This is a genomic window from Pseudomonas sp. BJa3 (genome assembly GCF_026343815.1).
Classification (GTDB): domain Bacteria; phylum Pseudomonadota; class Gammaproteobacteria; order Pseudomonadales; family Pseudomonadaceae; genus Aquipseudomonas; species Aquipseudomonas soli.
The window spans coordinates 82,391-107,493 of record NZ_JAOXMC010000010.1 but is presented as its reverse complement, the minus strand read 5'-3'; the positions used below and the strand labels follow the sequence as shown (position 1 = coordinate 107,493).

The following is a 25,103-nucleotide window of genomic DNA, read 5'->3' as shown; positions in this document are numbered from 1 at the left end:
GGATGAACAAAGAGAGAGGACTCAGGGTGCGGCGGTTTCGAAGATCATGCTCACCAGGCCCTGGTAGTTGCCCGGCACATAACCACTAGCTGGCGCAGGCTGGGCCGCCACCTCGAAGCCAATGATCGCGCCCGGTGCCGCCTGGGTGGCGCTGACGACTTCGGCAGGGGTGGTCTGCAACACGGTGTCGCCGACCTTGACGTCGAGGCCGATGTTTTCGGTGCCACTGGCGATGACCGCCGGCGAAACCAGATAGGCGGTGATCGGGCCCACAGTGCTCTTGACCTGCAATTCCTTGCGGATCGGATCGAGCTTGGCCTGATACGAGTTCCAGGCCATTTCCTGCGGGTCGTTCATCCAGTTGCCGCCCACCGGTTCGACGAAGAAAGCGTCGGTCGGCACCTGGGCAGTCACCTGGACCTGCTTCTCGATCGGGTCCACCGCAAAAGCGGAGCCCGCGAAGAACATGGCCAGGGGAAGGGCGAGTAACGTACGTTTCACGAATCTGATCTCCTTGAAGTGGTCAATGCCTGCCGGCGCATGGCCAGCGGGTGAGGAGAAGTATTGGTGAATACGTCACGACGATGACTAAGACCGTTCCGAGCGAGCCTAAGAAATTTCCTAGCGGCAAGTCATGTCACAAGCCTGGAAGCACAATGCCCCGGCATTGGCCGGGGCATTGTGTGTTCCGCGCGAGGTATCAGTGGGAGACTGCGCCACTGGCCCCCAGGCCGGTCTGCGAACGGACGAACTGCGGGAAGAACAGTGCACGTTCGTTCTCGGCTGCCTTGGACTTGTCGGTGACCGAGAAGAACCAGATACCGGCGAAGGCGATGATCATGGAGAACAGCGCCGGGTACTCGTAGGGATAGATGGCTTTCTCATGACCGAGGATCTGCACCCAGATGGTCGGGCCGAGGATCATCAGGCCCACCGCGCTGACCAGGCCCATCCAGCCGCCGATCATGGCGCCGCGGGTGGTCAGTTTCTTCCAGTACATCGAAAGCAACAGCACCGGGAAGTTGCAGCTGGCGGCGATGGAGAAGGCCAGGCCGACCATGAAGGCGATGTTCTGCTTCTCGAAGAGGATGCCTAAGCCGATCGCCAGCACGCCCAGGGCGACGGTGGTGATCTTCGACACGCGGATCTCGTCCTTGTCGTTGGCCTTGCCCTTGCGCCAGACGCTGGCGTACAGGTCATGGGACACCGCCGAGGCACCAGCCAGGGTCAGGCCCGCGACCACCGCGAGGATGGTGGCGAAGGCCACTGCCGAGATGAAGCCGAGGAACACGCTGCCACCTACCGCGTCGGCCAGGTGTACCGCTGCCATGTTGTTGCCGCCGATCAGGGCGCCGGCGGCATCCTTGAAGTCGGGGTTGGTGCTGACCAGCAGGATCGCGCCGAAGCCGATGATGAAGGTCAGGATGTAGAAGTAACCGATGAAACCAGTGGCGTAGAGCACGCTCTTGCGGGCTTCCTTGGCGTCACTGACGGTGAAGAAGCGCATCAGGATGTGCGGCAGGCCGGCGGTGCCGAACATCAGCGCCAGGCCCAGCGAGAAGGCCGAGATCGGGTCCTTGACCAGACCACCCGGGCTCATGATCGCCTCGCCCTTGGCGTGTACCTTGATCGCTTCGGAGAACAGGGTGTTGAAGTCGAAGCCGACGTGCTTCATCACCATCAATGCCATGAAGCTGGCGCCGGACAACAACAGCACCGCCTTGATGATCTGCACCCAGGTGGTGGCCAGCATGCCGCCGAACAGCACATACAGGCACATCAGGATACCGACCAGGATCACTGCAACATGGTAGTCCAGGCCAAACAGCAACTCGATCAGCTTGCCGGCACCGACCATCTGCGCGATCAGGTAGAACGCCACCACCACCAGCGAACCGGAAGCCGACAGGGTGCGGATTTCCTTTTGACCGAGACGATACGAGGCAACATCGGCGAAGGTGTACTTGCCCAGGTTGCGCAGGCGTTCGGCAATCAGGAAGAGGATGATCGGCCAGCCGACCAGGAAGCCAATGGAGTAGATCAGGCCATCGTAGCCCGAGGTGAACACCAGGGCGGAAATACCCAGGAACGAGGCTGCCGACATGTAGTCACCGGCGATTGCCAAGCCGTTCTGGAAACCGGTGATCTTGCCGCCGGCGGCATAATAGTCCGCCGCGGACTTGTTGCGCTTGGAGGCCCAGTAGGTAATACCCAGGGTGAAAGCGACGAAGGCCACGAACATGGCGATGGCAGCGACGTTCAGCGGTTGTTTCTGCACCTCACCGGTCAAGGCATCGGCGGCCCACACGGCGGGTGCGAAGGCACCGCAGGCCAGGACGGCCAGGGTTTTGGCGTGTCGGATCATTGCTTGGCCTCCTCGAGGATCGCCTTGTTCAACTCGTCGAATTCACCGTTGGCGCGGCGCACATAGAGCGCGGTGAGCACGAATGCCGAGAGGATCAGCCCGACACCGAGGGGGATGCCCCAGGTGATCGACGAGCCGGCGCTGAGCTTGGCGCCCAGCACATGCGGGCCATAAGCGATGAGGAGGATGAAGGCGCAATAGAGACCGAGCATGATCGCCGAGAGGATCCAGGCGAAACGCTCGCGCTTGGTGACCAGTTCCTTGAAGCGCGGACTGTTCTGTATCGATTGGTAAATGCTGTCGTTCATTGTTTTTGTCCTAGCAGCACAGATTAGGGAGAACCCGACTCCACTTTATTCTGCCGATGGACGCCAACCAGACGACCTTAGTCTTAGATGCAACGGTGTTTTGCAAAATTTGCAACAACCGCAAACGCATCGCGGGCAAGCCCGCCCCCACGATGTCTGTGGGATCGGGCTTGCCCGCGATTCTTCCAGCGCTTACTTGCCGGTCCACTCCTTGACCCGCTCCGGATGCTTGGCCACCCAGTCCTTGGCTGCCGCCTCGGGCTTGGCGCCTTCCTGGATCGCCAGCATCACCTCACCGATCTCATCCTTGGACTGCCACTGGAACTTCTTGAGGAACTCGGCAACTTCCGGAGCCTTGCTCGCCAATTCCTTGCTGCCGATGCTGTTGACCGTCTCAGCGGCGCCATACACGCCTTTTGGATCCTCGAGGAACTTCAGCTTCCATTTGGCGAACATCCAATGCGGTACCCAGCCGGTCACGGCGATGGATTGTTGTTTAGCGTAGGAGCGGCCCAGCTCCGCGGTCATCGCCGCGCCGGAGCTGGCGGTCAGCTTGTACCCGGTCAAGCCGTAGTCCTTGATGGCCTGATCGGTCTTGAGCATGACTCCGGAGCCGGCATCGATCCCGACGATCTTCTGCTTGAAGCTCTGATCGGTCTTGAGATCTTCGATACTGTTGGCCTTGACGCACTCAGGGACGATCAGGCCGATCTTGGCGTCCTTGAAGTTGGGGCCGTAATCGACCACGTTGTCCTTGTTCTTGGTCCAGTACTCGCCGTGGGTCACCGGCAGCCAGGCCGAGAGCATGGCATCGAGCTTGCCGGTGGCCACGCCCTGCCACATGATGCCGGTGGCAACGGCCTGCAGCTTCACGTCATAGCCGAGTTTCTGCCTGATCACTTCGGCGGCCACGTTGGTGGTGGCGACGCTGTCGGACCAGCCATCCACGTAACCGATGCTGACTTCCTTGGCCATTGCCTGCGCAGTACTCATGGCCAAAACCAGGGCGGTACCCACGCCCAGGAAACGTCGCATTCTTGTAATAGTCGCCATCAAAGCATCCCTCGTCAGGTCTTGGAGATTGCATCATCGACCTGCCTGCGCCTGCGACCTGCTCTGGCAGCGACGTTCAGCGAGCGATCAGCGACAGCACTGTGCCATTAGCGTCACCCAGTCAGGGCAGCCTGCGCGATCCTTGCATGCCAAACGCTTGGCGCCGGGCTACTATCACGGGTCCTCGGGGCTGCGCAGCGGCCCCAGTTCCCGAATACGACGATGGACCGCCCGATGTTGCGCACGCTCTACCTGCTCGCCAGCCTGCTCGCCTTCCTCTGTCTCGCCGCCCTCTGGTATGGGCTCGGCAGGCCGGTGCACCTGCCCGATGCCGCCAGCCCGACGCACAAGCTGCAGTGCGCCTCGTACACCCCCTTCGACAAGGACCAGTCGCCCTTCGACCAGCCGTTCCGCCTGCGCCCGGCGCGCATGGATGCCGACCTGGCGTTGCTCAGCGAGCGTTTCCAGTGCATCCGTACCTACTCGATGACCGGCCTCGAGGCGATCCCGGCGCTGGCGCGCAAGCACGGGCTGAAAGTGATGCTCGGCGCCTGGGTCAACGCCAACCCGCTGGACACCGACAAGGAAGTAGAGTTGCTGATCGCCGCGGCCAACGCCAACCCCGACGTGGTCAGCGCGGTGATCGTCGGCAACGAGGCGCTGCTACGCAAGGAAATCACCGGCGAGCGCCTGGCCGGCCTGATCGCCAAGGTCAAAAGCCAGGTCAGCGTGCCAGTGACCTATGCCGATGTCTGGGAGTTCTGGCTGCAGCATCCCCAGATCGCACCGGCGGTGGATTTCCTGACCATCCACCTGCTGCCCTACTGGGAGGACGAGCCCCGCGGCATCGATGCGGCGCTGGCCCATGTCGCCGAGGTGCGCCAGGTATTCGGCAACCGCTTTGCGCCCAAGGACATCCTGATCGGTGAAACCGGCTGGCCCAGCGAGGGCCGCCAGCGCGAAACCGCCGAGCCGAGCCGGGTCAACGAGGCCCGCTTCATCCGCGGCTTCGTCGCCCTGGCCGAAGCCAACGGCTGGCGCTACAACCTGATCGAAGCCTTCGACCAGCCGTGGAAGCGCGCCAGCGAAGGCGCCGTGGGCGGCTACTGGGGGCTGTACGACGCCGACCGCCAGGACAAGGGCGTGCTCGAAGGGCCGGTGAGCAACCTGGCACTGTGGCCACACTGGTTGCTGGCCAGCGTGGCCGTGATGCTGGCGGTCCTTGCCCTGGCCGGGCGTCCAGCCGACCAGCGCGCCACCTTGCTGCTACCGTTGCTCGTGGCCCTGGGCGCCGGCTGCCTGGGGTTGTGGGGGGAGCTGGTTCGCACCAATGCCCGCTTTGCCGGCGAGTGGTTATGGGCATTCGCCCTGGCCGGGCTGAACCTGCTGGTGCTGGCCCACGGCGCACTGGCGCTGGCCCGGCGTGATGGCTGGCGCCAGCGGCTGTTCGCCTGGCTCGAGGCGCACGCAGGCTTATGGTTGCTGGCGGCAGGGTTCGCGGGGGCGGTGAGCATGCTGGCGATGGTATTCGACCCCCGCTATCGCAGCTTTCCCAGCGCTGCGTTGCTGCTGCCGTCGCTGGTCTATCTGTTGCGACCAGTCCCGGCGCGGCGAGCCGAGGTGGCCCTGCTCGCCTTCATCGTGGGTGCCGGGGTGGCGCCACAGTTGTTCCGCGAAGGGCTGCAGAACCCGCAGGCGTGGGGGTGGGCGGTGGTCAGCGTATTGATGGTCGGGGCGTTGTGGCGCAGCCTGAGGTTGCGCCCGGCGTGAAACCCAGCGCGAGGACTTCGTCCTCGATTCGCCGGCAAGCCGGCTCCCAAAGATAAGCGTGTCAGACCTTGTGGGAGCCGGCTTACCGGCGAGGGCCGCCCAGCGGCCGCGCATTTACCGCACCAGCCGCAACCCCGCCAGCACCAACGCAAACACCGCGATGCTCGCGGTATACAGCACCAGTGCCGGCCCCCCAAACACCAACGCCAGCACCGCCAGCCACCAGCCGCCCCGCCCCGGCCACAACTGGCAGACCAACGCCAGGCCCAGTGCCGCCCAGGCCATTACCTGAAAGTGGATTGCCAACCCGAGCAATGATCGCGCCTGGCATTGCCAGGTATCCCCTGACGCACTGCACAACCCGACCCACCGGGCATCCTCCATCAACCCATAACGCACGCCATAGCTGGCCGCCAGCCACAGGCCCAGGCACGCCAGCAGGACATAGAGTGGCCACGTACGAGACATCCGGTTCTCCAACAGCGGTAATGGAAACGCTGCATGATCCCCCAGCGCAGTGCTGAAAGGCAAAATCATGGCCTAGCAGCTATGTTGCACAAGACAAACGTTGGCTGGCGCGGCAACATCTGGTGCGACGAACGACAGGGCGACGGGCAACTTTGTACAGTCTGCAGTGGTCCTAGCCTGCGTAATGCACGACCTTGCGTTTTCCTTGGGGGACTACATGCTTCGATCTTTGCGCCTCGCCGCCCTGCTCGGCGGCCTGCTCATGGCTGCGGCCGCCTCGGCGCGGGATGTCGATGCCGCGAGCTACGGTTACCCGTTGACCAACCCGTTCGAGGCGACCATCGCCACCACGCCGCCGGAAAAGCGCCCGACGCTGCCCAGCGACGATGACATCGACCAGGCCGACTACAGCCTCACCCTGCGCCCGGAACGCGAGTTCACCCTGCCCGACAACTTCTGGTCAGTGAAGAAGCTGCGCTACCGCCTGGCCAGGCAAGATCACGAAGCGCCGCTGATCTTCCTGATCGCCGGCACCGGCGCGCCCTACTCCAGCAGCATCAACGAATACCTGAAGAAGCTGTTCTACCAGGCCGGCTACCATGTGGTGCAGCTGTCCTCGCCCACCAGTTGGGACTTCATGAGCGCCGCCTCGCGCTTCGCTACCCCTGGGGTGTCGAGCGAAGATGCCAAGGACTTGTACCGGGTCATGCAGGCGGTGCGCGCCCAGCAGGCACGCCTGCCGGTCAGCGAGTATTACCTGACCGGCTACAGCCTGGGTGCATTGGACGCGGCGTTCGTCAGCAAGCTCGACGAAACCCGCCAAAGCTTCAAGTTCAAGCGTGTGCTGCTGCTCAACCCGCCGGTCAACCTTTACACCTCGATCACCAACCTGGACAAGCTGGTGCAGACCCGGGTCAAGGGCATCGACCGCAGCACCACTTTCTATGAACTGATGCTGGAAAAGCTCACCCGCTACTTCCAGGACAAGGGCTATATCGACCTCAATGATGCGTTGCTCTACGACTTCCAGAAGTCGCGGGAGCACCTGTCCAACGAGCAGATGGCCATGCTCATCGGCACCTCGTTCCGCTTCTCGGCCGCCGACATCGCCTTTACCTCCGACCTGATCAACCGTCGCGGGCTGATCATTCCGCCTAAATTCCCGATCACCGAGGGCAGCAGCCTGGAACCCTTCTTCAAACGGGCCCTGCAGTGCGACTTCGACTGCTACCTGACCGAGCAGGTGATCCCGATGTGGCGCGCGCGCACCGACGGCAACAGCTTGCTGCAACTGATCGACCAGGTGAGCCTGTACGCCTTGGAGGACTATCTGCGTGACAACCCGAAGATCGCCGTGATGCATAACGCCGACGATGTGATTCTCGGCCCAGGCGATATCGGCTTCCTGCGCCGGGTATTCGGCGAACGCCTGACGCTCTACCCCCATGGCGGCCATTGCGGCAACCTCAACTACCGCGTCAACAGCGACGCCATGCTGGAGTTCTTCCGTGGTTAACAGACTGCTGCTCGTCACCGCCCTGCTCGCCAGCGGCTGCGCCCTGGCCGAGGAAGTCGCGCCACGTGCCAGCGTGGTCGAGGCCGACAAGACCGAAACCCTCACCGTGGAATCGGACGGTTTCGTCGACCCGCTGCGCGAACTGAAATTCAATCCCGGCCTGGACCAGCGCGAATTCGAACGCTCGACCCTGGCCGCGCTGAACATCTATGACCCGCTGGAGTCGCTGAACCGGCGCATCTACCACTTCAACTACCGCTTCGACCAATGGGTGTTCCTGCCGGTGGTCGACGGCTACCGCTACATCACCCCCAGCTTCGTGCGCACCGGGGTGAGCAACTTCTTCAACAACCTGGGTGATGTGCCCAACCTTTTCAACAGTGTGCTACAGCTCAAGCCTCAGCGTTCGGCACAGATCACCGCCCGATTGATGTTCAACACCATCATCGGGGTCGGCGGCTTGTGGGACCCGGCGACCAAGATGGGCCTGCCTCGGCAGAGCGAGGACTTCGGCCAGACCCTGGGCTTCTACGGGGTGCCGGACGGACCGTACCTGATGCTGCCGATCTTCGGGCCGTCGAACCTGCGCGACACCACCGGACTGGTGGTGGATTACGTGGGGGAAAAGGAGATCAACTACCTGAACGTACCCGAGACCGCCAGCGACCACCCGGAGCTGACCGTGCTGCGGGCGGTGGACAAGCGCTACACCACCAACTTCCGCTACGGGCAGACCAACTCGCCGTTCGAGTACGAGAAGCTGCGATACGTGTATACCCAGTCGCGCAAGTTGCAGATCGCCGAATAGTAAGCATGGGCCGCTACGCGGCCCTTTCGCGGCGGGTCGTCGCCACGACGAGCCAGGGAAAGGCTATTACAGCGGCCCTCATATCCCCAGGAACTGGCACAGCTCCCGCTTCTTGGCCAAGGCATCCTTGCGCCCCAACTCGATCAGTTCGCTGCAATAGCTCGCCTCGAACAGCAGGTAGCTCAACACCCCTGCCCCGCTGGTCTTGGTCGCCCCCGGCCCGCGCAGGAACAGCCTCAGCGCCGCCGGTAGCTCGCGGCGGTGACGGGCGGCAATCTCATCCAGCGGTTGGCTGGGCGCCACCACCAGCACCTCGATCGACGCCAACCCCAGGCGCCGGGCGTCCAGGTGCGCCGGCAGCAGATGGCTGAGATGGTTGAGCCGCTGCAGCAACTCGATATCGTCCTCGAGGCTGTCGATGAAGGTACTGTTGAGCATATGCCCGCCGATTTGCGCCAGGCTCGGTTGCTGGCCACTGAACACGCGCTGGGTCGGCAAGGGGGGCGACGGTCGCTGGGGGTTGCCGCTGACGCCGACCACCAGTACGCGACTGGCCCCCAGATGCAGCGCTGGGCTGATCGGCGCTGACTGGCGCACGGCGCCATCACCGAAATATTCCTCACCCAGGCGTACTGGCGCGAACAGCAGCGGGATGGCCGAACTGGCCAGCAGATGGTCGATGGTCAACGGCGTGGGTATGCCGATGCGGCGATGTCGTAGCCAGGGTTCGATGGTGTGGCGGCCCTGGTAGAACGTCACCGCCTGGCCGGACTCGTAACCGAACGCGGTCACGGCAATGGCGCGCAACTGATTGGCCGCCAGGGAGTGGGCGATGCCGTCCAGGTCCAGATGCTCGTGCAGCAGACCGCGCAGTGGGCGGCTGTCGAGCAGCGCCACCGGTACCTGGCCGCCAAGGCCCAGCAGGCTGTGGCCGACGAAGCGACTGGCCTGGCGGATCACCCCTGGCCAGTCGCTACGCAACACCAGGTGGCTGCGAAAGTTCTGCCAGAAGGCCGTCAGATGCTGTACCGACTCGGCGAAGCGGGTGGCGCCACTGGCCAGCTTGACCGCGTTGATAGCACCGGCGGAGGTGCCGACGATCACCGGGAAAGGATTGGCGGCGCCCGGCGGCAGCAACTCGGCGATGCCGGCCAGCACGCCGACCTGGTAGGCGGCGCGGGCACCGCCGCCTGAGAGGATCAGGCCGGTGGTTGAGGTCATGCATCCTTCCTGGAGTCAGTGGTTGCCAGTACCGGCCTTATCGCGGGGCAAGCCCGCTCCCTAACGCTTTTTCTTGTCGTACAGCCGTGGTTCGCCTTCAGGCCGCGATTTGAAGCGCCGATGCGCCCAAAGGTACTGCTCCGGGCACTCGCGCAGCACACCCTCGACCCACTGGTTGATGCGCAGGCAATCGTCCTCCTCGGTTTGACCGGGGAAGTCCTCGAGCGGCGGATGCACCACCAGACGATAGCCGCTGCCATCTTCCAGGCGTTTCTGGGTGAATGGAATCACCCGCGCCTTGCCCAGCCGGGCGAACTTGGTGGTGGCGGTAACGGTGGCCGCAGGGATACCGAACAACGGCACGAAGATACTCTGCTTGATGCCGTAGTCCTGGTCCGGCGCGTACCAGATCGCACGGCCCTTGCGCAGCAGCTTGAGCATGCCGCGCACATCGTCGCGCTCCACCGCCAGCGAGTCGGCGTTGTGACGCTCGCGGCCGCGGCGCTGGATGAAGTCGAACAGCGGGTTGCCATGTTCACGGTACATGCCGTCGATGGTATGGACCTGGCCCAACAAAGCGGCGCCGATTTCCAGGGTGGTGAAGTGTACGGCCATAAGGATGGCCCCTTCACCTTCACGCTGGGCGGCCTGCAGGTGCTCGATACCTTCGATGTGAGCCAGGCGCGCCAGCCGGGCCTTCGGCCACCACCAGCTCATGGCCATCTCGAAGAAAGCGATGCCAGTGGAAGCGAAATTTTCCTTGAGCAGGCGCTGCCGTTCGTCGCCGGACAGCGCCGGGAAGCACAGTTCCAGGTTGCGCGCGGCGATGCGTCGGCGCTCACCCGCCAGCCGGTACATCACCGCGCCCAGGGCGCGCCCCAGCGCCAACAAGGCCCGGTACGGCAGCTGGGCGACCAGCCAAAGCAGGCCCAGGCCCAGCCACAGCCCCCAGAATCGCGGGTGAAGGAAAGAGGATCGAAAACGCGGGCGTTCCATTGAAGCTTCCGGCAAGACATGAGCCCGGCATTCTACATCGGTTGCGGGCAAACGGTCTTATCGCTATAAGTCAGGGCACTTTTTTCGCAACAAGCCGTCTATGCAGACCATGAGCACCAACCAGACACCCGACAACGCCCCCGTGTTCCAGCTCAAGGGCAGCATGCTTGCCATCACCGTACTGGAACTGGCGCGCAACGACCTCGAGTCCCTCGACCGCCAACTGGCGGCGAAGGTCGCGCAGGCGCCGAACTTCTTCAGCAACACGCCGCTGGTCCTGGCCCTGGACAAGCTGCCCCATGACGAAGGCGCCATCGACCTGCCCGGGCTGATGCGCGTGTGCCGTCACCATGGCCTGCGCACCCTGGCGATCCGCGCCAGCCGCATCGAGGACATCGCCGCTGCCATCGCCATCGACCTGCCGGTGCTGCCGCCGTCCGGGGCCCGCGAACGTCCGCTCGAGCCGGAACCCGAGGTGAAGAAGCCCGAGCCAGTCCCAGCGCCTCCACCTGCGCCGGCCGAACCCGAAGTGCGCCCGACGCGGATCATCACCTCGACGGTGCGCGGCGGCCAGCAGATCTACGCCCAGGGCGGCGACCTGGTGGTGACCGGCTCGGTCAGCCCCGGCGCGGAACTTCTCGCCGATGGCAACATCCATGTGTACGGCGCCATGCGCGGTCGCGCCCTGGCCGGTATCAAGGGCAATACCAAGGCACGCATCTTCTGCTTGCAGATGACTGCGGAAATGGTCTCCATCGCCGGCCAGTACAAAGTGTGCGAAGACCTGCGCCGCGATCCGTTATGGGGTTCGGGGGTGCAGGTCAGCCTGTCCGGCGACGTGTTGAACATCACCCGTCTTTAACGGATACTTGCCGGCATTTTTAGCGCAACTTTTTTCACGTTGCCGTTTTTCGTATTTGCAGGGACCCACGTCCCGTTTATTTAGGGGTGAAACACCTTGGCCAAGATTCTCGTCGTCACTTCCGGCAAGGGGGGTGTGGGCAAGACCACCACCAGCGCCGCCATCGGTACCGGCCTCGCACTGCGCGGGCATAAGACGGTCATCGTCGACTTCGACGTCGGCCTGCGTAACCTCGACCTGATCATGGGCTGCGAACGCCGCGTGGTGTACGACTTCGTCAACGTGGTCAACGGCGAAGCCAACCTGCAGCAGGCCCTGATCAAGGACAAGCGCCTGGAAAACCTGTTCGTGCTGGCCGCCAGCCAGACCCGCGACAAGGACGCCCTGACCAAGGAAGGCGTCGAAAAGGTACTGATGGAGCTCAAGGACCAGTTCGACTTCGTGGTCTGCGACTCGCCGGCCGGTATCGAGAAAGGTGCGCACCTGGCGATGTACTTCGCCGACGAAGCCATCGTCGTGACCAACCCCGAGGTTTCGTCGGTACGTGACTCCGATCGCATGATCGGCCTGCTGTCGAGCAAGTCGCGCCGCGCCGAACAGGGTGAAGACCCGATCAAGGAACACCTGCTGATCACCCGCTACCACCCCGAGCGCGTCGAAAAAGGCGAAATGCTTGGCGTCGAGGACGTCAAGGAAATCCTCTCGGTCGAACTGCTGGGTGTAATCCCCGAATCCCAAGCCGTGCTGAAAGCCTCCAACCAGGGCATCCCGGTCATCCTCGATGACCAGAGCGATGCAGGGCAGGCGTACAGCGACACCGTCGACCGCCTGCTGGGCAAGCCCAAGCCACTGCGGTTCATCGAAGTGCCGAAGCAAGGATTCTTCGCGCGCCTGTTTGGAGGCAAATAAACCATGAACCTTTTTGACTTCTTTCGTGGCAGACAGAAACAGAGCAGCGCGTCGGTAGCGAAAGAGCGTCTACAGATCATCGTGGCGCACGAGCGTGGCCAGCGCAGCACCCCGGACTACCTGCCTGCCTTGCAGAAGGAGCTGGTGGAGGTGATCCGCAAGTACGTCAACATCGGCAACGACGACGTACAGATTGAACTGGAAAACCAGGGCAGCTGCTCGATTCTGGAACTGAACATCACCCTGCCTGATCGCTGATCGCGCAGCTGGGTGTAATCATTGGGGCTGCTTTGCAGCCCATCGCCGGCAAGCCGGCTCCCACAGACAACGCGGGACCCTGTGGGAGCCGGCTTACCGGCGATGGGCCGCAAGGCGGCCCCAGTGCTTTCCGCCATTTCACCGAGACCTAGCAATGCCGCTGTCGAACATCCAGATCCTTCACGAAGACGCCGCCGTCCTGGTGATCAACAAGCCGACCCTGCTGTTGTCGGTGCCGGGCCGCGCCGAGGACAACAAGGACTGCCTGATCACCCGCCTGCAGGAAAACGGCTACCCGGAAGCCCTGATCGTCCACCGCCTGGACTGGGAAACCTCGGGGATCATCCTGCTCGCCCGCGACGCCGACAGCCATCGTGAACTGTCACGCCAGTTCCACGACCGCGAGACCGAAAAGGCCTATACCGCGCTGTGCTGGGGCCAGCCCGCGCTCGACAGCGGCAGCATCGACCTGCCCCTGCGTTACGACCCGCCGACCAAGCCGCGCCACGTGGTCGACCATGAGCAGGGCAAGCATGCCCTGACCTTCTGGCGCATCGTCGAGCGCTGCGGCGATCACTGCCGGGTCGAACTGACGCCGATCACCGGGCGCTCGCACCAGCTGCGCGTGCACATGATGTCGATCGGCCACCCGCTGCTCGGCGACCGGCTGTACGCCAACCCCGAGGCGCTGGCGGCCCATGAGCGGCTGTGCCTGCATGCCTCGATGCTGAGCTTTACCCATCCGGTGTCCGGCGAACGCCTGAAATTCGAGTGTCCGGCGCCGTTCTGAAACTCGGGCCCGATCGCGGGGCAAGCCCGCTCCAACGCCTCGCGATAGGGCTGACACAATTTTTCGAGCATTTACGCTAAACTCGCGCCACTGCTGTCTGGAGTGACTTATGCGCGATGCCCTGAACGCCGGCCTGATCGAATTCCTCAAGGCCTCCCCGACGCCCTTCCACGCCACCGCCAGCCTCGCGCAACGCCTCGAGGCCGCCGGCTACCAGCGCCTGGACGAACGCGACAGCTGGGCCACCGTGCCTGGCGGCCGCTACTACGTGACCCGTAACGATTCCTCGATCATCGCCATCAAGCTCGGCAAGCATTCGCCGCTGATCGGCGGTATCCGCATGGTCGGCGCCCACACCGACAGCCCATGCCTGCGGGTCAAGCCGCAGCCCGAACTGCAGCGCCAGGGCTTCCTGCAACTGGGCGTCGAAGTCTATGGCGGCGCCCTGCTCGCCCCTTGGTTCGACCGCGACCTGTCGCTGGCCGGCCGGGTCACCTTCCGCCGTGACGGCAAGGTGGAAAGCCAGCTGATCGATTTCAAGCTGCCGATCGCGGTGATCCCCAACCTGGCGATCCACCTCAACCGCACCGCCAACGAAGGCTGGCAGATCAACCCGCAGACCGAACTGCCACCGATCCTGGCGCAGGTCGCCGGCGACGAGCGCGTCGACTTCCGTGCCCTGCTCACCGAGCAACTGGCCCGCGAGCATGACCTCAACGCCGACGTGGTGCTGGATTACGAGCTGAGCTTCTACGACACCCAGGACGCCGCGTTGATCGGCCTGAACGGCGACTTCATCGCCGCCGCCCGCCTGGACAACTTGCTGTCGTGCTACGCCGGCCTGCAGGCGCTGCTGAACGCCGAAGGCGACGAGACCTGCGTACTGGTGTGCAACGACCACGAGGAAGTCGGCTCCTGCTCGGCCTGCGGCGCCGATGGCCCGATGCTCGAACAGGCCCTGCAGCGCCTGCTGCCCGATGGCGACGACTATGTGCGCACCATCCAGCGCTCGTTGATGGTCTCGGCCGACAATGCCCACGGCGTGCACCCCAACTATGCCGACAAACACGACGGCAACCACGGCCCCAAGCTCAACGCAGGCCCGGTGATCAAGGTCAACAACAACCAGCGCTACGCCACCAACAGCGAAACCGCCGGCTTCTTCCGCCACCTGTGCATGGCCGAGGAAGTCCCGGTGCAAAGCTTCGTGGTGCGCAGCGACATGGGCTGCGGCTCGACCATCGGCCCGATCACCGCCAGCCACCTGGGCGTGCGCACGGTGGATATCGGCCTGCCGACCTTCGCCATGCACTCAATCCGCGAGCTGTGCGGCAGCCATGACCTGGCCCACCTGGTGAAGGTGCTTGGCGCCTTCTACCGCAGCCGCGAACTGCCCTGACGGCCAACCCGCTCCCACGCGGACCTGTGGGAGCGGCTTGCCCCGCGATCGGAGCAGCCCCTGCCCCTGGTCAATCCGCCTCGCTTGCAAAGCGCTATGCTTGATACATGGCCCCCAAAACAGAAGGATGCTGTCCATGTCATCGCCGTTCCTGTCCCTGTTCGTGCCGGTGTTCCTGTTCCTGATGCTGCTGACCATCGGTTTCAGCCTGCGCGAGCGCAATGTCGGCGTGCTGATGATGTGGATCGGCACCCTCGGCATTTTCGGCCTCACCTGCTGGAAGATCCTCGAGAAACTGCCGTCGTAAACCTCTACACTCGGGCAAACGTTTGACCTGAGGTAGATTTCCCGGTGCCAGCCCTCCTGCGTTGCATCACGCTGCTGTTCCTGCTGTTCGTCACGCCAGCGCACGCCGCCGGCCTGCCAGGCCTGCTCGGCTCCAGCACGCCCGCCCAGCCCGAAGCCAGCGAGCCCTTGGGCAAGTCCCTGGACGAGGTGATCAAGAACCTGGAAAACGACCAGCAACGCGCCAAGCTGCTGGCCGACCTGAAGAAGCTGCGCGACGCCACGAAACAATCGCAACCCACCGTCGAACAGGGCGTGCTCGGCCTGATCGGCGGTGCCCTGCACGACTTCGAGAAACAGTTCAGCGGCGATGCCAGCCCGTTCAAGCGCTGGTCGCTGGAAATCGACCAGGCCCAGGACGAACTGGCCGCACTGGTGGTGCCGGTGCATCAATGGCCGGCGATCCTGTTCGGCTTCGCCGGGGTCATCCTGGTCTGGGGCCTGCTGGCCTATGCCTTCAACTGGATCGGCCACCGCGTGCGCCTGCGTTTCGGCCTGACCGAAGACCTGCCGCAACACCCGCGGACCTGGGACCTGGTGCGCTTTGCCCTGCGCAAGCTGGGGCCCTGGCTGGTAGCGCTGGTGTTCACCGTGTACCTGAGCTTCGCCCTGCCCTCCTCGCTGGGCAAGTCGATGGCCATGGTGCTGGCCTACGCGCTGGTGGTCGGCACCCTGTTCTCGGCGATCTGCGTGATTGCCTTCTCGCTGCTCGACGGCCCGCATCGCCACCGCGCCCTGCATATCCTGCGGCACCAGGCGTTCCGCCCGCTGTGGCTGATCGGCAGCTTCGCCGCGTTTGGCGAGGCGATGAGCGACCCACGCCTGACCACCGCGCTGGGCAGCCACCTGGCCCACGCCCTGGCCACCCTGGCCAATGTTATCGCCGCGCTGTGCACCGGGCTGTTCATCCTGCGCTTCCGCCGCCCGATCGCCCACCTGATCCGCAACCAGCCCCTGTCCCGGCGCCTGACCCGGCGCACCCTGAGCGACACCATCGAACTGCTCGGCAGCTTCTGGTACCTCCCGGCGCTGATCCTGGTAGCGATCTCGCTGTTCGCCACCTTCGTCTCCGCCGGCGACACCAGCACCGCCCTGCGCCAGTCGCTGATGTGCACGGTGCTGGTGGTGGTGTGCATGGTGCTCAATGGCCTGGTCCGTCGCCACGCGGCAAAGCCCAGACGCGCCAACAAGCGCCAGGCGGTCTATACCGAACGCCTGCGCAACTTCGGCTATGTGCTGGTGCACCTGTTCATCTGGCTGCTGTTCATCGAACTGGGCCTGCGCGTCTGGGGCCACTCGATGATCAGTTTCGCCGAGGGTGACGGCCATGAAGTCAGCCTGCGCCTGCTGGGCCTGGCCGGTACGCTGATCGTCGCCTGGCTGGTGTGGATCCTCGCCGACACCGCCGTGCACCATGCCCTGGTGCATTCGCGGCGCGGGCTGGCCAACGCCCGCGCGCAGACCATGATGCCGCTGATCCGCAACGTGATGTTCGTGGTGATCGTCATCATCGCGGTGATCGTCGCCCTGGCCAACATGGGCATGAACGTCACCCCGCTGCTGGCCGGTGCCGGTGTCATCGGCCTGGCCATCGGTTTCGGCGCCCAGTCGCTGGTGGCCGACCTGATCACCGGCCTGTTCATCATCATCGAGGACTCGCTGGCCATCGACGACTACGTGGATGTCGGCGGCCACCTGGGCACGGTCGAGGGCCTGACCATCCGCACCGTGCGCCTGCGCGACATCGACGGCATCGTGCACACCATCCCGTTCAGCGAGATCAAGAGCATCAAGAACTACTCGCGCGAGTTCGGCTACGCGATCTTCCGCGTGGCCATCCCGCACAGCATGAACATCGACCAGGCCATCACCCTGATCCGCGAGGTCGGGCAGAAACTGCGCAACGACCCGCTGATGCGCCGCAACATCTGGTCGCCGCTGGAGTTGCAGGGGGTGGAAAGCTTCGAGTCGGGCTCGGCGATCCTGCGGGCGCGGTTCAAGACCGCGCCGATCAAGCAGTGGGAGGTGTCGCGGGCGTTCAACCTGGCGTTGAAGCGCCAGCTCGATGAAGCGGGGTTGGATCTGGCGACGCCACGGCTGTCGGTGCAGGTGGTGACGGCTGGCGGAGGGGCAATGGCTCAGAGCAACGTTTCCAGCTAGATCGCATCGCGGGGCAAGTCGCATCGGCGCACCGCGATGTTCACCCTACCCAGCCTCGGCGCGAATGCGGATCGCATCGTGACGCCAGTATTCCAGGTCGCAGTCGATCAGGTGCCCATGCTGGTCGCTGTTGACCCGGGTGATATGCAACCCGGGGCTGCCAGCCGACACCTTCAAGGCAGCCGCCGCCTCGGCCGGCAACGCCGTCGGCAGGATTTCAAAGCACACCTGCCCATAGTGAATGGCGTATTCCCGCGCGTAGATCTCGGTCAGCGACCGCGCCAGGTCCAGCTCGAGGATCCCCGGGAAGTAACGCGGGTTGAGATAGTGCTCGGCATACAGCACCGCTCGCCCATCGATCCGGCGCAAACGGCAGATCCTCACCACGCTGGACAACGCCGGCAGGCGCAGGCGCGCACAGATCGACGCAGAGGCCGGCTGCAGGCGCGCAGACAGTAACTCAGTGCTCGGCACCCGCCCCTGGTCGCGCACCATCGCATGGAAATGGCTGCGCTCGATCAGGTCGTAGGTCAGCCGCTCGGGCGCGACGAACCAGCCACGGCGCTCCTCGCGGTAGATCAGGCCCATGGCCTCGAGCTGCACCAGCGCCTCGCGCAGGGTGATACGCGTGGTGTCGAACACCTCGCTGAGCCTGCGCTCGGCCGGCAGCTTGCCGCCGGGTGCCAGCAGGCCGTGTTCGATCTGCTCCTGCAGCGCATGGCAGATAGCTGTTACCGCGCGCGGTGGCGTCGCTTGCATCAAAGGTTACCTATCTGGACTAGTCCAGCCCCGAAACGGGGCAGTTGGAGCGTAGTGCAAGCCTAGGGACAGCTGATGAACATCCTGTGACACAGGCGCCACAGGGCAATTGCCAGATCTGCCAGATCCGCGCCAGCCCACGCGAATCAAGGCTTTCGATCTGGTCTACGCTGTAGTTCCAGGGCCTTGGGCCTGCCACCCGCCCCCGCCCCTTACATCAAACTGTCACGCAACAGGCCTACCTTGGCGCAAGGTTTGCTGACCTAGACCAAGGGGTCGCAAGCACCGCTTCAGTTCATAACAACGAATGCAAGGCACCCACCAAAGGAGCTTCGGATGAAAAAGTTGTTCATGGCGTCACTGCTCGGTTCGGCCATCGCTTTTTGCACCTCGGCCATGGCCCAGGACCTCAAGGCCCTTGAAGACGCCGCCCGCAAGGAAGGTACGGTCAACAGCGTGGGCATGCCCGATGCCTGGGCCAACTGGAAAGGCACCTGGGAAGACCTGGCGAAAAAATACGGCCTCAAGCACAGCGACACCGACATGAGCTCGGCCCAGGAAGTCGCCAAGTTCGATGCCGAGAAGGACAACGCCAGCGCCGATATCGGCGACGTCGGCGCGGCCTTCGGCCCGATCGCGGTCGCCAAGGGCGTGACCCAACCCTACAAGCCAAGCACCTGGGACCAGGTCCCGGCGTGGGCCAAGGACCAGGACGGCCACTGGGCGCTGGCCTACACCGGCACCATCGCCTTCATCATCAACAAGGACCTGGTGAAGGAAGAGGACCGCCCAAGCACCTGGCACGACCTGGAAAAGGGCAAGTACAAGGTCGCCATCGGTGACGTAGGCACCGCCGCCCAGGCCGCCAACGGCGTGCTTGCCGCCGCCATCGCCTACAAGGGCGACGAGAAGAACATCGAGCCGGGCCTGCAGCTGTTCACCAAGCTGGCCCAGCAGAAGCGCCTGTCGCTGGCCAACCCAACCATCCAGACCCTGGAGAAAGGCGAGGTGGAAGTGGGCGTGGTGTGGGACTTCAACGGCCTGAGCTACCGCGAACAGATCGACCCGAAACGCTTCGAGGTGCTGATCCCCTCCGATGGGTCGGTCATCTCCGGCTATACCACCATCATCAACAAATACGCCAAGCACCCGAACGCGGCCAAGCTGACCCGTGAATACATCTTCAGCGATGCCGGCCAGACCAACCTGGCCATCGGCCACGCCCGGCCGATCCGTGCCGAACACCTGAAGCTGCCGGCGGATGTACAGGCCAAGCTGCTGCCCAACGAGCAGTACAAGGCCGCCCAGCCAATCAAAGATGCTGCGGCCTGGGAAGCGACCTCCAAGGCCCTGCCACAGAAGTGGCAGGAGCAGGTGATCATCGAGATGGAGTAAGCGCCATCCACCTCGTGGGAGCATCGGCGCACCGCCACTCCCACGAGGCCCCGTTTCCCCTGGAGCCAACATGTCACACAACGTCATCCTGGTCCTGCTCGACGGCCTCAACCACCAGGTGGCCCATCACGCCATGGGCCACCTGCACGCCTATGTCGAGGCCGACCGCGCCGCGCTGTACCGCGTGGAGTGCGAGCTGCCGTCGCTGTCGCGACCACTTTACGAATGCATTCTCACCGGTGTACCGCCAATCGACAGCGGCATCGTGCACAACAACGTCAACCGCCTGTCCAACCAGCGCAGCGTGTTCCACTACGCCCGCGAGGCCGGCCTGGGCACCGCGGCTGCGGCCTACCACTGGATGAGCGAACTGTACAACCGCTCGCCGTTCGACCCGCTGCGCGACCGCCACACCCACGCGCCGAAGCTGCCGATCCAGCATGGCCTGTTCTACTACGCCGACCACTACCCCGATTCGCACCTGCTGGCCGACGCCGAATACCTGCGCCGTCGCCATGCGCCGAATTTCCTCCTGGTGCACCCGATGAACATCGACGACGCCGGCCATCGCCATGGCCTGGACAGCAGCCAGTACCGCAACGCCGCGCGCAGCGCCGACATCCTGCTGGCCGACTACCTGCCGCGCTGGCTCGAGGAGGGCTACCAGGTGCTGGTCACCGCCGACCACGGCATGAACAACGACCGCTCGCACAACGGCCTGCTCGCCGAGGAGCGTGAAGTGCCGCTGTTCGTGTTCGGTGAAGCCTTCAGCCTCGACCCTGCGGCCAAGCCGCTGCAGACCGAGCTGTGCGGCACGATCTGCGAACTGCTCGGCGCCGCCCACGACAAACCGGTCTGCCGGGAGCTGCTCAAGTGAATGCAAGCCATCGCGGCCGCTACCTGGCCCTGCTCTGCCTGCTGCCGTTCGCCGTGTTCTTCATCATTTTCCAGATCGCGCCGCTGGCCTGGGTTGCGATAAACAGCCTGCAAAGCGAGAGTGGCTGGGGCCTGGCCAACTTCAGCAAGATCTTCGCCTCGAAGTTCTACCTGCAGGCGTTGCAACGCAGCCTGGAGATCAGCTTCTGGTCGAGCCTGTTCGGCATCGTCATCGCCACGTTGGGCGCCTATTCGCTGCGCCAGGTCGACTCGAAACTGCGCGACTTCGTCAGCGCCTTCGCCAACATGACCAGCAACTTCGCCGGCGTGCCCTTGGCGTTCGCCTTCATCATCCTGCTCGGTTTCAATGGCGCGCTCACCCTGCTGCTCAAGCAGATGGGGCTGCTCGGCGACTTCAGTATCTACTCCAAGACCGGCCTGGTCCTGGTCTACACCTACTTCCAGATCCCCCTGGGCGTATTGCTGCTCTACCCCGCCTTCGACGCCCTGCGCGAAGACTGGCGTGAATCCGCCGCGCTGCTGGGCGCCAGCCATTGGCAGTTCTGGCGGCACATCGGCCTGCCCGTGCTTACCCCGGCGCTGCTTGGCACCTTCGTCATCCTGCTGGCCAACGCCCTGGGCGCCTATGCCACCGTCTACGCCCTGACCACCGGCAACTTCAACGTGCTGCCGATTCGCATCGCCGGTCTTGTCGCCGGCGACATCAGCCTCGACCCGAACCTGGCCAGCGCCCTGGCGATGGTGCTGGTGGGCCTGATGACCGTGGTCACGGTGGCCCATCAATGGCTGCTCAAGAGGAGCTACCATGCGCGCTGAAAACAAACGCGGCGGGCTCTACCACCGCGCGGTGGTCTACCTGCTGTTCCTCATCCTGCTGCTGCCACTGGCCGGCACCCTGCTCTATTCGCTGGCCACCAGCTGGTCGGCGACCCTGCTGCCCAGCGGGCTGACCTTCAAGTGGTATGTGGCGCTGTGGAGCGAACCACGCTTTCTCGCCGCCTTCGGCCAGTCGCTGCTGGTGTGCGTGGGCGCGCTGGTGCTGTCGGTGGTGCTGATCCTGCCGCTGTTGTTCGTGGTGCACTACCACTTCCCCAAGCTCGACGCCTTGATGAACGTACTCATCCTGCTTCCGTTCGCGGTGCCGCCGGTGGTGTCCGCGGTGGGCTTGCTGCAACTCTATGGCAGCGGGCCGATGGCCATGGTCGGCACGCCGTGGATCCTGATCGGCTGCTACTTCACCATCGCCCTGCCGTTCATGTACCGGGCGATTACCAACAACCTGCAGGCGATCAACCTGCGCGACCTGATGGACGCCGCGCAACTGCTCGGCGCCAGCACCTGGCAGGCGGCGTTCCTGGTGGTGCTGCCGAACCTGCGCAAGGGCCTGATGGTGGCGCTGCTGCTGTCGTTCTCGTTCCTGTTCGGCGAGTTCGTGTTCGCCAACCTGCTGGTGGGCACCCGCTACGAGACCTTGCAGGTGTACCTGAACAACATGCGCAACAGCAGCGGCCACTTCAACAGCGCCCTGGTGATCTCCTACTTCGCCTTCGTGCTGGTGCTGACCTGGGTTGCCAACCGCCTGAACAAGGACAAGACCTGACATGAGCTTCGTCAGCGTACAGAAACTGCAAAAGAGCTACGCCGGCAGCCCGGTGTTCGAGAACATCGACTGCCAGATCGAACGCGGCGAGTTCGTCACCCTGCTCGGCCCCTCCGGCTGCGGCAAGTCCACGCTGCTGCGCTGCATCGCCGGGCTGACCCCGGTGGACAGCGGGCGGATCCTGCTCGACGGCCAGGATATCGTGCCGTTGAGCCCGCAGAAGCGCGGCATCGGCATGGTGTTCCAGAGCTACGCACTGTTCCCCAACATGACCGTGGAACAGAACGTCGCCTTCGGCCTGCGCATGCAGAAGGTCAAGACCGACGAAAGCCAGGCACGGGTGCGCGAGGTACTCGACCTGGTCGAGCTGGGCAGCTTCGCCACGCGCTACCCCCACCAGTTGTCCGGCGGCCAGTGCCAGCGCGTGGCCCTGGCCCGCTCGCTGGTCACCCGCCCGCGCCTGCTGTTGCTCGACGAGCCACTGTCGGCGCTGGATGCGCGTATTCGCAAGCACCTGCGCGAACAGATCCGCGCCATCCAGCGCGAGCTGGGGCTGACCACCATCTTCGTCACCCATGACCAGGTAGAAGCGCTGACCATGTCAGACCGCATCGTCCTGATGAACCAGGGACGCATCGTCCAGAGCGGCGATGCCGAAACCCTCTACACCGCGCCCGTGGACCTGTTTGCCGCCGGCTTCATCGGCAACTACAACCTGCTCGACGCCGACAGCGCCAGCCGCCTGCTGCAACGCCCGGTGGCCGCGCGCCTGGCGATCCGGCCAGAGTCGATCACCCTGAGCCTGAACGGCGAGCTGGATGGCGAGATCCGCAGCCACAGCCTGCTGGGCAACGTGATCCGCTACCGCGTCCAGGTACGCGGCGTGGAACTGGTGGTGGACGTACTCAATCGTTGCGCCAGCGATCTGCACGCGGACGGACAACGGGTATCCTTGTCGATCGACCCCACGGCGCTACGGGAAGTGGCCTAAGGAGATTCAACGCATGGCACTGGCAATTTTCGATCTGGACGAAACCCTCATCCACGGCGACTGCGCGTCGTTGTGGAGCGAGCAGATGGCCCGACTGGGCTGGGTCGATGGCAAGAGTTTCCTCAAGCGCGACCATGAACTGATGGAAGCCTACGGCAAAGGCCACCTGCAGATGGAGGACTACATGGCCTTCAGCCTGGAGCCGATCGCCGGGCGCACCCTGGAAGAGGTGGAGCACCTGGTCGAGCCCTGGGTCGAGGATGTGATCGAGCCGATCATCTACGGTGATGCGTGCCGCTGCATCGCCGAGCACCGCCAGCGTGGCGACAGGGTCCTGATCATCTCGGCCAGCGGTGCTCACCTGGTCGGCCCGATCGCCGCGCGCCTGGGCGTGGACGAATACCTGGCCATCGAACTGGAAGCGGTCAACGGCGTGTTCACCGGCAAGACCCACGGCGTGCTCACCTACCGCGAAGGCAAGATCACCCGCCTGCTGGAGTGGCTCGACCAGGAACAGGAAAACCTCGAGGGCGCGAGCTTCTATTCCGACTCGCGCAACGACCTGCCGCTGTTGCTGAAGGTGGATCACCCCCATGTGGTCAACCCGGACCCGGTGCTGCGCGAGCACGCGCAAACCAACGGCTGGCCCATTCTGAGCTGGTCTTGAGTATGATCGGGGGCAGTTGAACAGAACAACAAGGATTGCCCCATGCGTGCCCTCGCCGCCCTCAGCCGCTTCGTCGGCAACACCTTCGCCCTGTGGGTGCTGGTGTTCGCCTGCCTGGCCTTCCTTCAGCCGCAGTGGTTCGTCGCCCTCAAGGTCGCCATCGTGCCGCTGCTGGGCCTGGTGATGTTCGGCATGGGCCTGACCCTCAAGCTCGACGACTTCGCCGCCGTCGCCCGCCAGCCATGGCGGGTGGCGCTGGGGGTCGTGGCGCATTTCGTGATCATGCCCGGGGTGGCCTGGCTGTTGTGCCAGCTGTTCCATCTGCCGCCGGAAATCGCCGTGGGCGTGATCCTGGTCGGCTGCTGCCCGAGCGGCACGGCGTCGAACGTCATGGTGTGGCTGTCCAGGGGCGACCTGGCACTGGCAGTGGCGATCGCCGCGGTGACCACCCTGCTCGCCCCGCTGCTCACCCCGGCGCTGATCTGGTTCCTCGCCTCGGCGTGGCTGCCGGTCTCGTTCATGGACATGTTCTGGTCGATCCTGCAGTTGGTGATGCTGCCGATCGTGCTCGGCGTGCTCGCCCAGCGCCTGCTCGGCGCCCGGGTGCAACTGGCGGTGCAGGTGCTACCGCTGGTGTCGGTGGTAAGCATCGTGATGATCGTCTGCGCGGTGGTGGCGGTCAGCCAGGCGAAGATCGCCGAATCGGGGCTGCTGATCATGGCGGTGGTGGTGCTGCACAACAGCTTCGGCTTCCTGCTGGGCTACCTGACCGGCAAGCTGTGCAAGCTGCCGCTGGCCCAGCGCAAGGCGCTGGCACTGGAGGTGGGCATGCAGAACTCCGGATTGGGCGCGGCCCTGGCGTCGGCGCACTTCTCACCCCTGGCCGCGGTGCCCAGTGCGCTGTTCAGCGTATGGCACAACATCTCCGGGGCTTTGCTGTCGACCTGGTTCAGGCGGATGGAAGAGCCTGAGCCCGAGGTAGAGAACATCGTATCTGCCAGAAATTGATGTTGCCTGCCCCGGCCTCATCGCAGGCCTGCCGGCTCCCACACCGACCGCATGAAGTCAGCCATGCGCTAACCCTGTGGGAGCCGGCTTGCCGGCGATGAGGCAACCACCGATCCTTGAAACTTGCCCCAGCCTCGGCAAATGGGCACTATAGTGCGCACTGTGAGGACGGCCTCACGACGCTGTGCGTGAACATACCGGGGACGGCCCCATCTTTGATAACGATGGAGACTCACCATGTCCTGGATCATCCTGTTCTTCGCCGGCCTGTTCGAAGTTGGCTGGGCTGTCGGCCTCAAGTACACCGACGGCTTCACCCGCCCCCTGCCCACCGTCCTGACGGTCGGCGCCATGGTCATCAGCCTCGGCCTCCTGGGCCTGGCCATGAAGGAGCTGCCGCTGGGCACCGCCTACGCCATCTGGACCGGCGTCGGCGCGGTCGGCACGGTGATCGCCGGGATCATCCTGTTCGGTGAATCCATGGCGCTGATCCGCCTGGCCAGTGTCGCCCTGATCATCACCGGCCTGGTCGGCCTGAAGGTCAGCGCCAGCTGACCT

General features: G+C 64.2%; 26 protein-coding genes. 18 read left to right on the top strand and 8 right to left on the bottom strand.

Annotated elements, in window-relative coordinates; genetic code table 11:
- Positions 1-21 precede the first annotated feature (21 nt).
- From OH705_RS14600 to OH705_RS14585, 4 genes are all read right to left on the bottom strand, one after another.
- A complete protein-coding gene (locus OH705_RS14600) occupies positions 22-501 on the bottom strand; it encodes a CS1 type fimbrial major subunit (protein WP_023629971.1) in 480 nt (159 codons plus the stop codon).
- Positions 502-700: 199 nt separating this feature from the next.
- Positions 701-2,365 carry a cation acetate symporter gene (locus OH705_RS14595; RefSeq protein WP_038706600.1) on the bottom strand — a complete coding sequence of 555 codons (1,665 nt, stop codon included), beginning with the start codon at positions 2,363-2,365 and terminating at the stop codon, positions 701-703.
- Complete coding sequence (locus OH705_RS14590) at positions 2,362-2,673, bottom strand: DUF485 domain-containing protein (RefSeq protein ID WP_023629970.1); 312 nt, start codon at positions 2,671-2,673, stop codon at positions 2,362-2,364. The genes OH705_RS14595 and OH705_RS14590 overlap by 4 nt, the downstream gene beginning before the upstream one ends.
- Positions 2,674-2,865: 192 nt before the next feature.
- The gene (locus OH705_RS14585) at positions 2,866-3,726 is read right to left on the bottom strand and encodes a glycine betaine ABC transporter substrate-binding protein (protein ID WP_267302420.1); all 861 of its coding nucleotides are present in this window, start codon (positions 3,724-3,726) and stop codon (positions 2,866-2,868) included.
- A 222-nt stretch (positions 3,727-3,948) separates the two neighbouring features.
- On the opposite strand from OH705_RS14585, the gene OH705_RS14580 reads away from it, so the two are divergent.
- Positions 3,949-5,496: a beta (1-6) glucans synthase gene (locus OH705_RS14580; RefSeq protein ID WP_267302419.1), complete on the top strand. Its 1,548-nt coding sequence runs from the start codon at positions 3,949-3,951 to the stop codon at positions 5,494-5,496.
- A gap of 114 nt (positions 5,497-5,610) precedes the next feature.
- On the opposite strand, the gene OH705_RS14575 is transcribed toward OH705_RS14580, so the two are convergent.
- Positions 5,611-5,964 (bottom strand): hypothetical protein, encoded by a 354-nt coding sequence (locus tag OH705_RS14575; RefSeq protein WP_094011836.1) that lies wholly within the window; start codon positions 5,962-5,964, stop codon positions 5,611-5,613.
- Between the two features lie 217 nt (positions 5,965-6,181).
- Between OH705_RS14575 and OH705_RS14570 the strand changes: the two genes are divergently transcribed.
- Together OH705_RS14570 and OH705_RS14565 are read left to right on the top strand one after the other, a co-directional pair.
- Complete coding sequence (locus OH705_RS14570) at positions 6,182-7,480, top strand: serine/threonine protein kinase (RefSeq protein WP_031315201.1); 1,299 nt, start codon at positions 6,182-6,184, stop codon at positions 7,478-7,480.
- Positions 7,473-8,288, top strand: coding sequence for a VacJ family lipoprotein (locus OH705_RS14565; RefSeq protein ID WP_023630784.1), 816 nt, complete (start codon positions 7,473-7,475; stop codon positions 8,286-8,288). Before OH705_RS14570 ends, OH705_RS14565 begins: the two co-directional genes overlap by 8 nt.
- 78 nt (positions 8,289-8,366) lie before the next feature.
- Here OH705_RS14565 and OH705_RS14560 read toward each other — a convergent pair whose 3' ends face one another.
- Positions 8,367-9,509: a patatin-like phospholipase family protein gene (locus OH705_RS14560; protein ID WP_094011834.1), complete on the bottom strand. Its 1,143-nt coding sequence runs from the start codon at positions 9,507-9,509 to the stop codon at positions 8,367-8,369.
- A 60-nt stretch (positions 9,510-9,569) separates the two neighbouring features.
- On the bottom strand, positions 9,570-10,505 hold the full coding sequence (locus OH705_RS14555) for a lipid A biosynthesis lauroyl acyltransferase (protein WP_104445031.1): 936 nt from the start codon (positions 10,503-10,505) through the stop codon (positions 9,570-9,572).
- Between the two features lie 100 nt (positions 10,506-10,605).
- Here OH705_RS14555 and minC point away from each other — a divergent pair, with 100 nt between their 5' ends.
- The 7 genes from minC (at position 10,606) to OH705_RS14520 (ending at position 17,228) form a co-directional block, all read left to right on the top strand.
- On the top strand, positions 10,606-11,367 hold the full coding sequence (minC, locus tag OH705_RS14550) for a septum site-determining protein MinC (RefSeq protein ID WP_038706605.1): 762 nt from the start codon (positions 10,606-10,608) through the stop codon (positions 11,365-11,367).
- A 96-nt stretch (positions 11,368-11,463) separates the two neighbouring features.
- Positions 11,464-12,276: a septum site-determining protein MinD gene (gene minD / locus OH705_RS14545; protein ID WP_023631119.1), complete on the top strand. Its 813-nt coding sequence runs from the start codon at positions 11,464-11,466 to the stop codon at positions 12,274-12,276.
- Positions 12,277-12,279: 3 nt separating this feature from the next.
- The gene (gene minE / locus OH705_RS14540; protein WP_023631120.1) at positions 12,280-12,534 is read left to right on the top strand and encodes a cell division topological specificity factor MinE; all 255 of its coding nucleotides are present in this window, start codon (positions 12,280-12,282) and stop codon (positions 12,532-12,534) included.
- A 154-nt stretch (positions 12,535-12,688) separates the two neighbouring features.
- Complete coding sequence (locus tag OH705_RS14535) at positions 12,689-13,324, top strand: RluA family pseudouridine synthase (RefSeq protein WP_038706606.1); 636 nt, start codon at positions 12,689-12,691, stop codon at positions 13,322-13,324.
- A 109-nt stretch (positions 13,325-13,433) separates the two neighbouring features.
- Positions 13,434-14,723: a M18 family aminopeptidase gene (locus tag OH705_RS14530; RefSeq protein ID WP_267302418.1), complete on the top strand. Its 1,290-nt coding sequence runs from the start codon at positions 13,434-13,436 to the stop codon at positions 14,721-14,723.
- 136 nt (positions 14,724-14,859) lie between these two features.
- Positions 14,860-15,030: a hypothetical protein gene (locus tag OH705_RS14525; RefSeq protein ID WP_167388396.1), complete on the top strand. Its 171-nt coding sequence runs from the start codon at positions 14,860-14,862 to the stop codon at positions 15,028-15,030.
- A gap of 44 nt (positions 15,031-15,074) precedes the next feature.
- The gene (locus OH705_RS14520; RefSeq protein WP_267302417.1) at positions 15,075-17,228 is read left to right on the top strand and encodes a mechanosensitive ion channel domain-containing protein; all 2,154 of its coding nucleotides are present in this window, start codon (positions 15,075-15,077) and stop codon (positions 17,226-17,228) included.
- A gap of 45 nt (positions 17,229-17,273) precedes the next feature.
- On the opposite strand, the gene OH705_RS14515 is transcribed toward OH705_RS14520, so the two are convergent.
- Positions 17,274-17,987 carry a UTRA domain-containing protein gene (locus OH705_RS14515; protein WP_023631597.1) on the bottom strand — a complete coding sequence of 238 codons (714 nt, stop codon included), beginning with the start codon at positions 17,985-17,987 and terminating at the stop codon, positions 17,274-17,276.
- A gap of 336 nt (positions 17,988-18,323) precedes the next feature.
- Between OH705_RS14515 and OH705_RS14510 the strand changes: the two genes are divergently transcribed.
- From OH705_RS14510 to sugE, 8 genes are all read left to right on the top strand, one after another.
- A complete protein-coding gene (locus OH705_RS14510; protein ID WP_023631598.1) occupies positions 18,324-19,382 on the top strand; it encodes an ABC transporter substrate-binding protein in 1,059 nt (352 codons plus the stop codon).
- Positions 19,383-19,452: 70 nt separating this feature from the next.
- Positions 19,453-20,259 (top strand): alkaline phosphatase family protein, encoded by an 807-nt coding sequence (locus tag OH705_RS14505; protein ID WP_023631599.1) that lies wholly within the window; start codon positions 19,453-19,455, stop codon positions 20,257-20,259.
- A complete protein-coding gene (locus tag OH705_RS14500) occupies positions 20,256-21,095 on the top strand; it encodes an ABC transporter permease (protein WP_267302416.1) in 840 nt (279 codons plus the stop codon). Before OH705_RS14505 ends, OH705_RS14500 begins: the two co-directional genes overlap by 4 nt.
- Positions 21,085-21,879, top strand: coding sequence for an ABC transporter permease (locus OH705_RS14495; RefSeq protein ID WP_023631601.1), 795 nt, complete (start codon positions 21,085-21,087; stop codon positions 21,877-21,879). The genes OH705_RS14500 and OH705_RS14495 overlap by 11 nt, the downstream gene beginning before the upstream one ends.
- A gap of 1 nt (position 21,880) precedes the next feature.
- Positions 21,881-22,870 (top strand): ABC transporter ATP-binding protein, encoded by a 990-nt coding sequence (locus OH705_RS14490; protein ID WP_267302415.1) that lies wholly within the window; start codon positions 21,881-21,883, stop codon positions 22,868-22,870.
- 13 nt (positions 22,871-22,883) lie between these two features.
- Positions 22,884-23,537: an HAD family hydrolase gene (locus OH705_RS14485; protein ID WP_023631603.1), complete on the top strand. Its 654-nt coding sequence runs from the start codon at positions 22,884-22,886 to the stop codon at positions 23,535-23,537.
- A 42-nt stretch (positions 23,538-23,579) separates the two neighbouring features.
- Entirely contained in the window at positions 23,580-24,545 is a 966-nt protein-coding gene (locus OH705_RS14480; RefSeq protein WP_110605327.1) for a bile acid:sodium symporter family protein, read from the top strand.
- 237 nt (positions 24,546-24,782) lie between these two features.
- The gene (sugE, locus tag OH705_RS14475) at positions 24,783-25,100 is read left to right on the top strand and encodes a quaternary ammonium compound efflux SMR transporter SugE (protein ID WP_023631604.1); all 318 of its coding nucleotides are present in this window, start codon (positions 24,783-24,785) and stop codon (positions 25,098-25,100) included.
- The last annotated feature ends 3 nt before the right edge of the window (positions 25,101-25,103 follow it).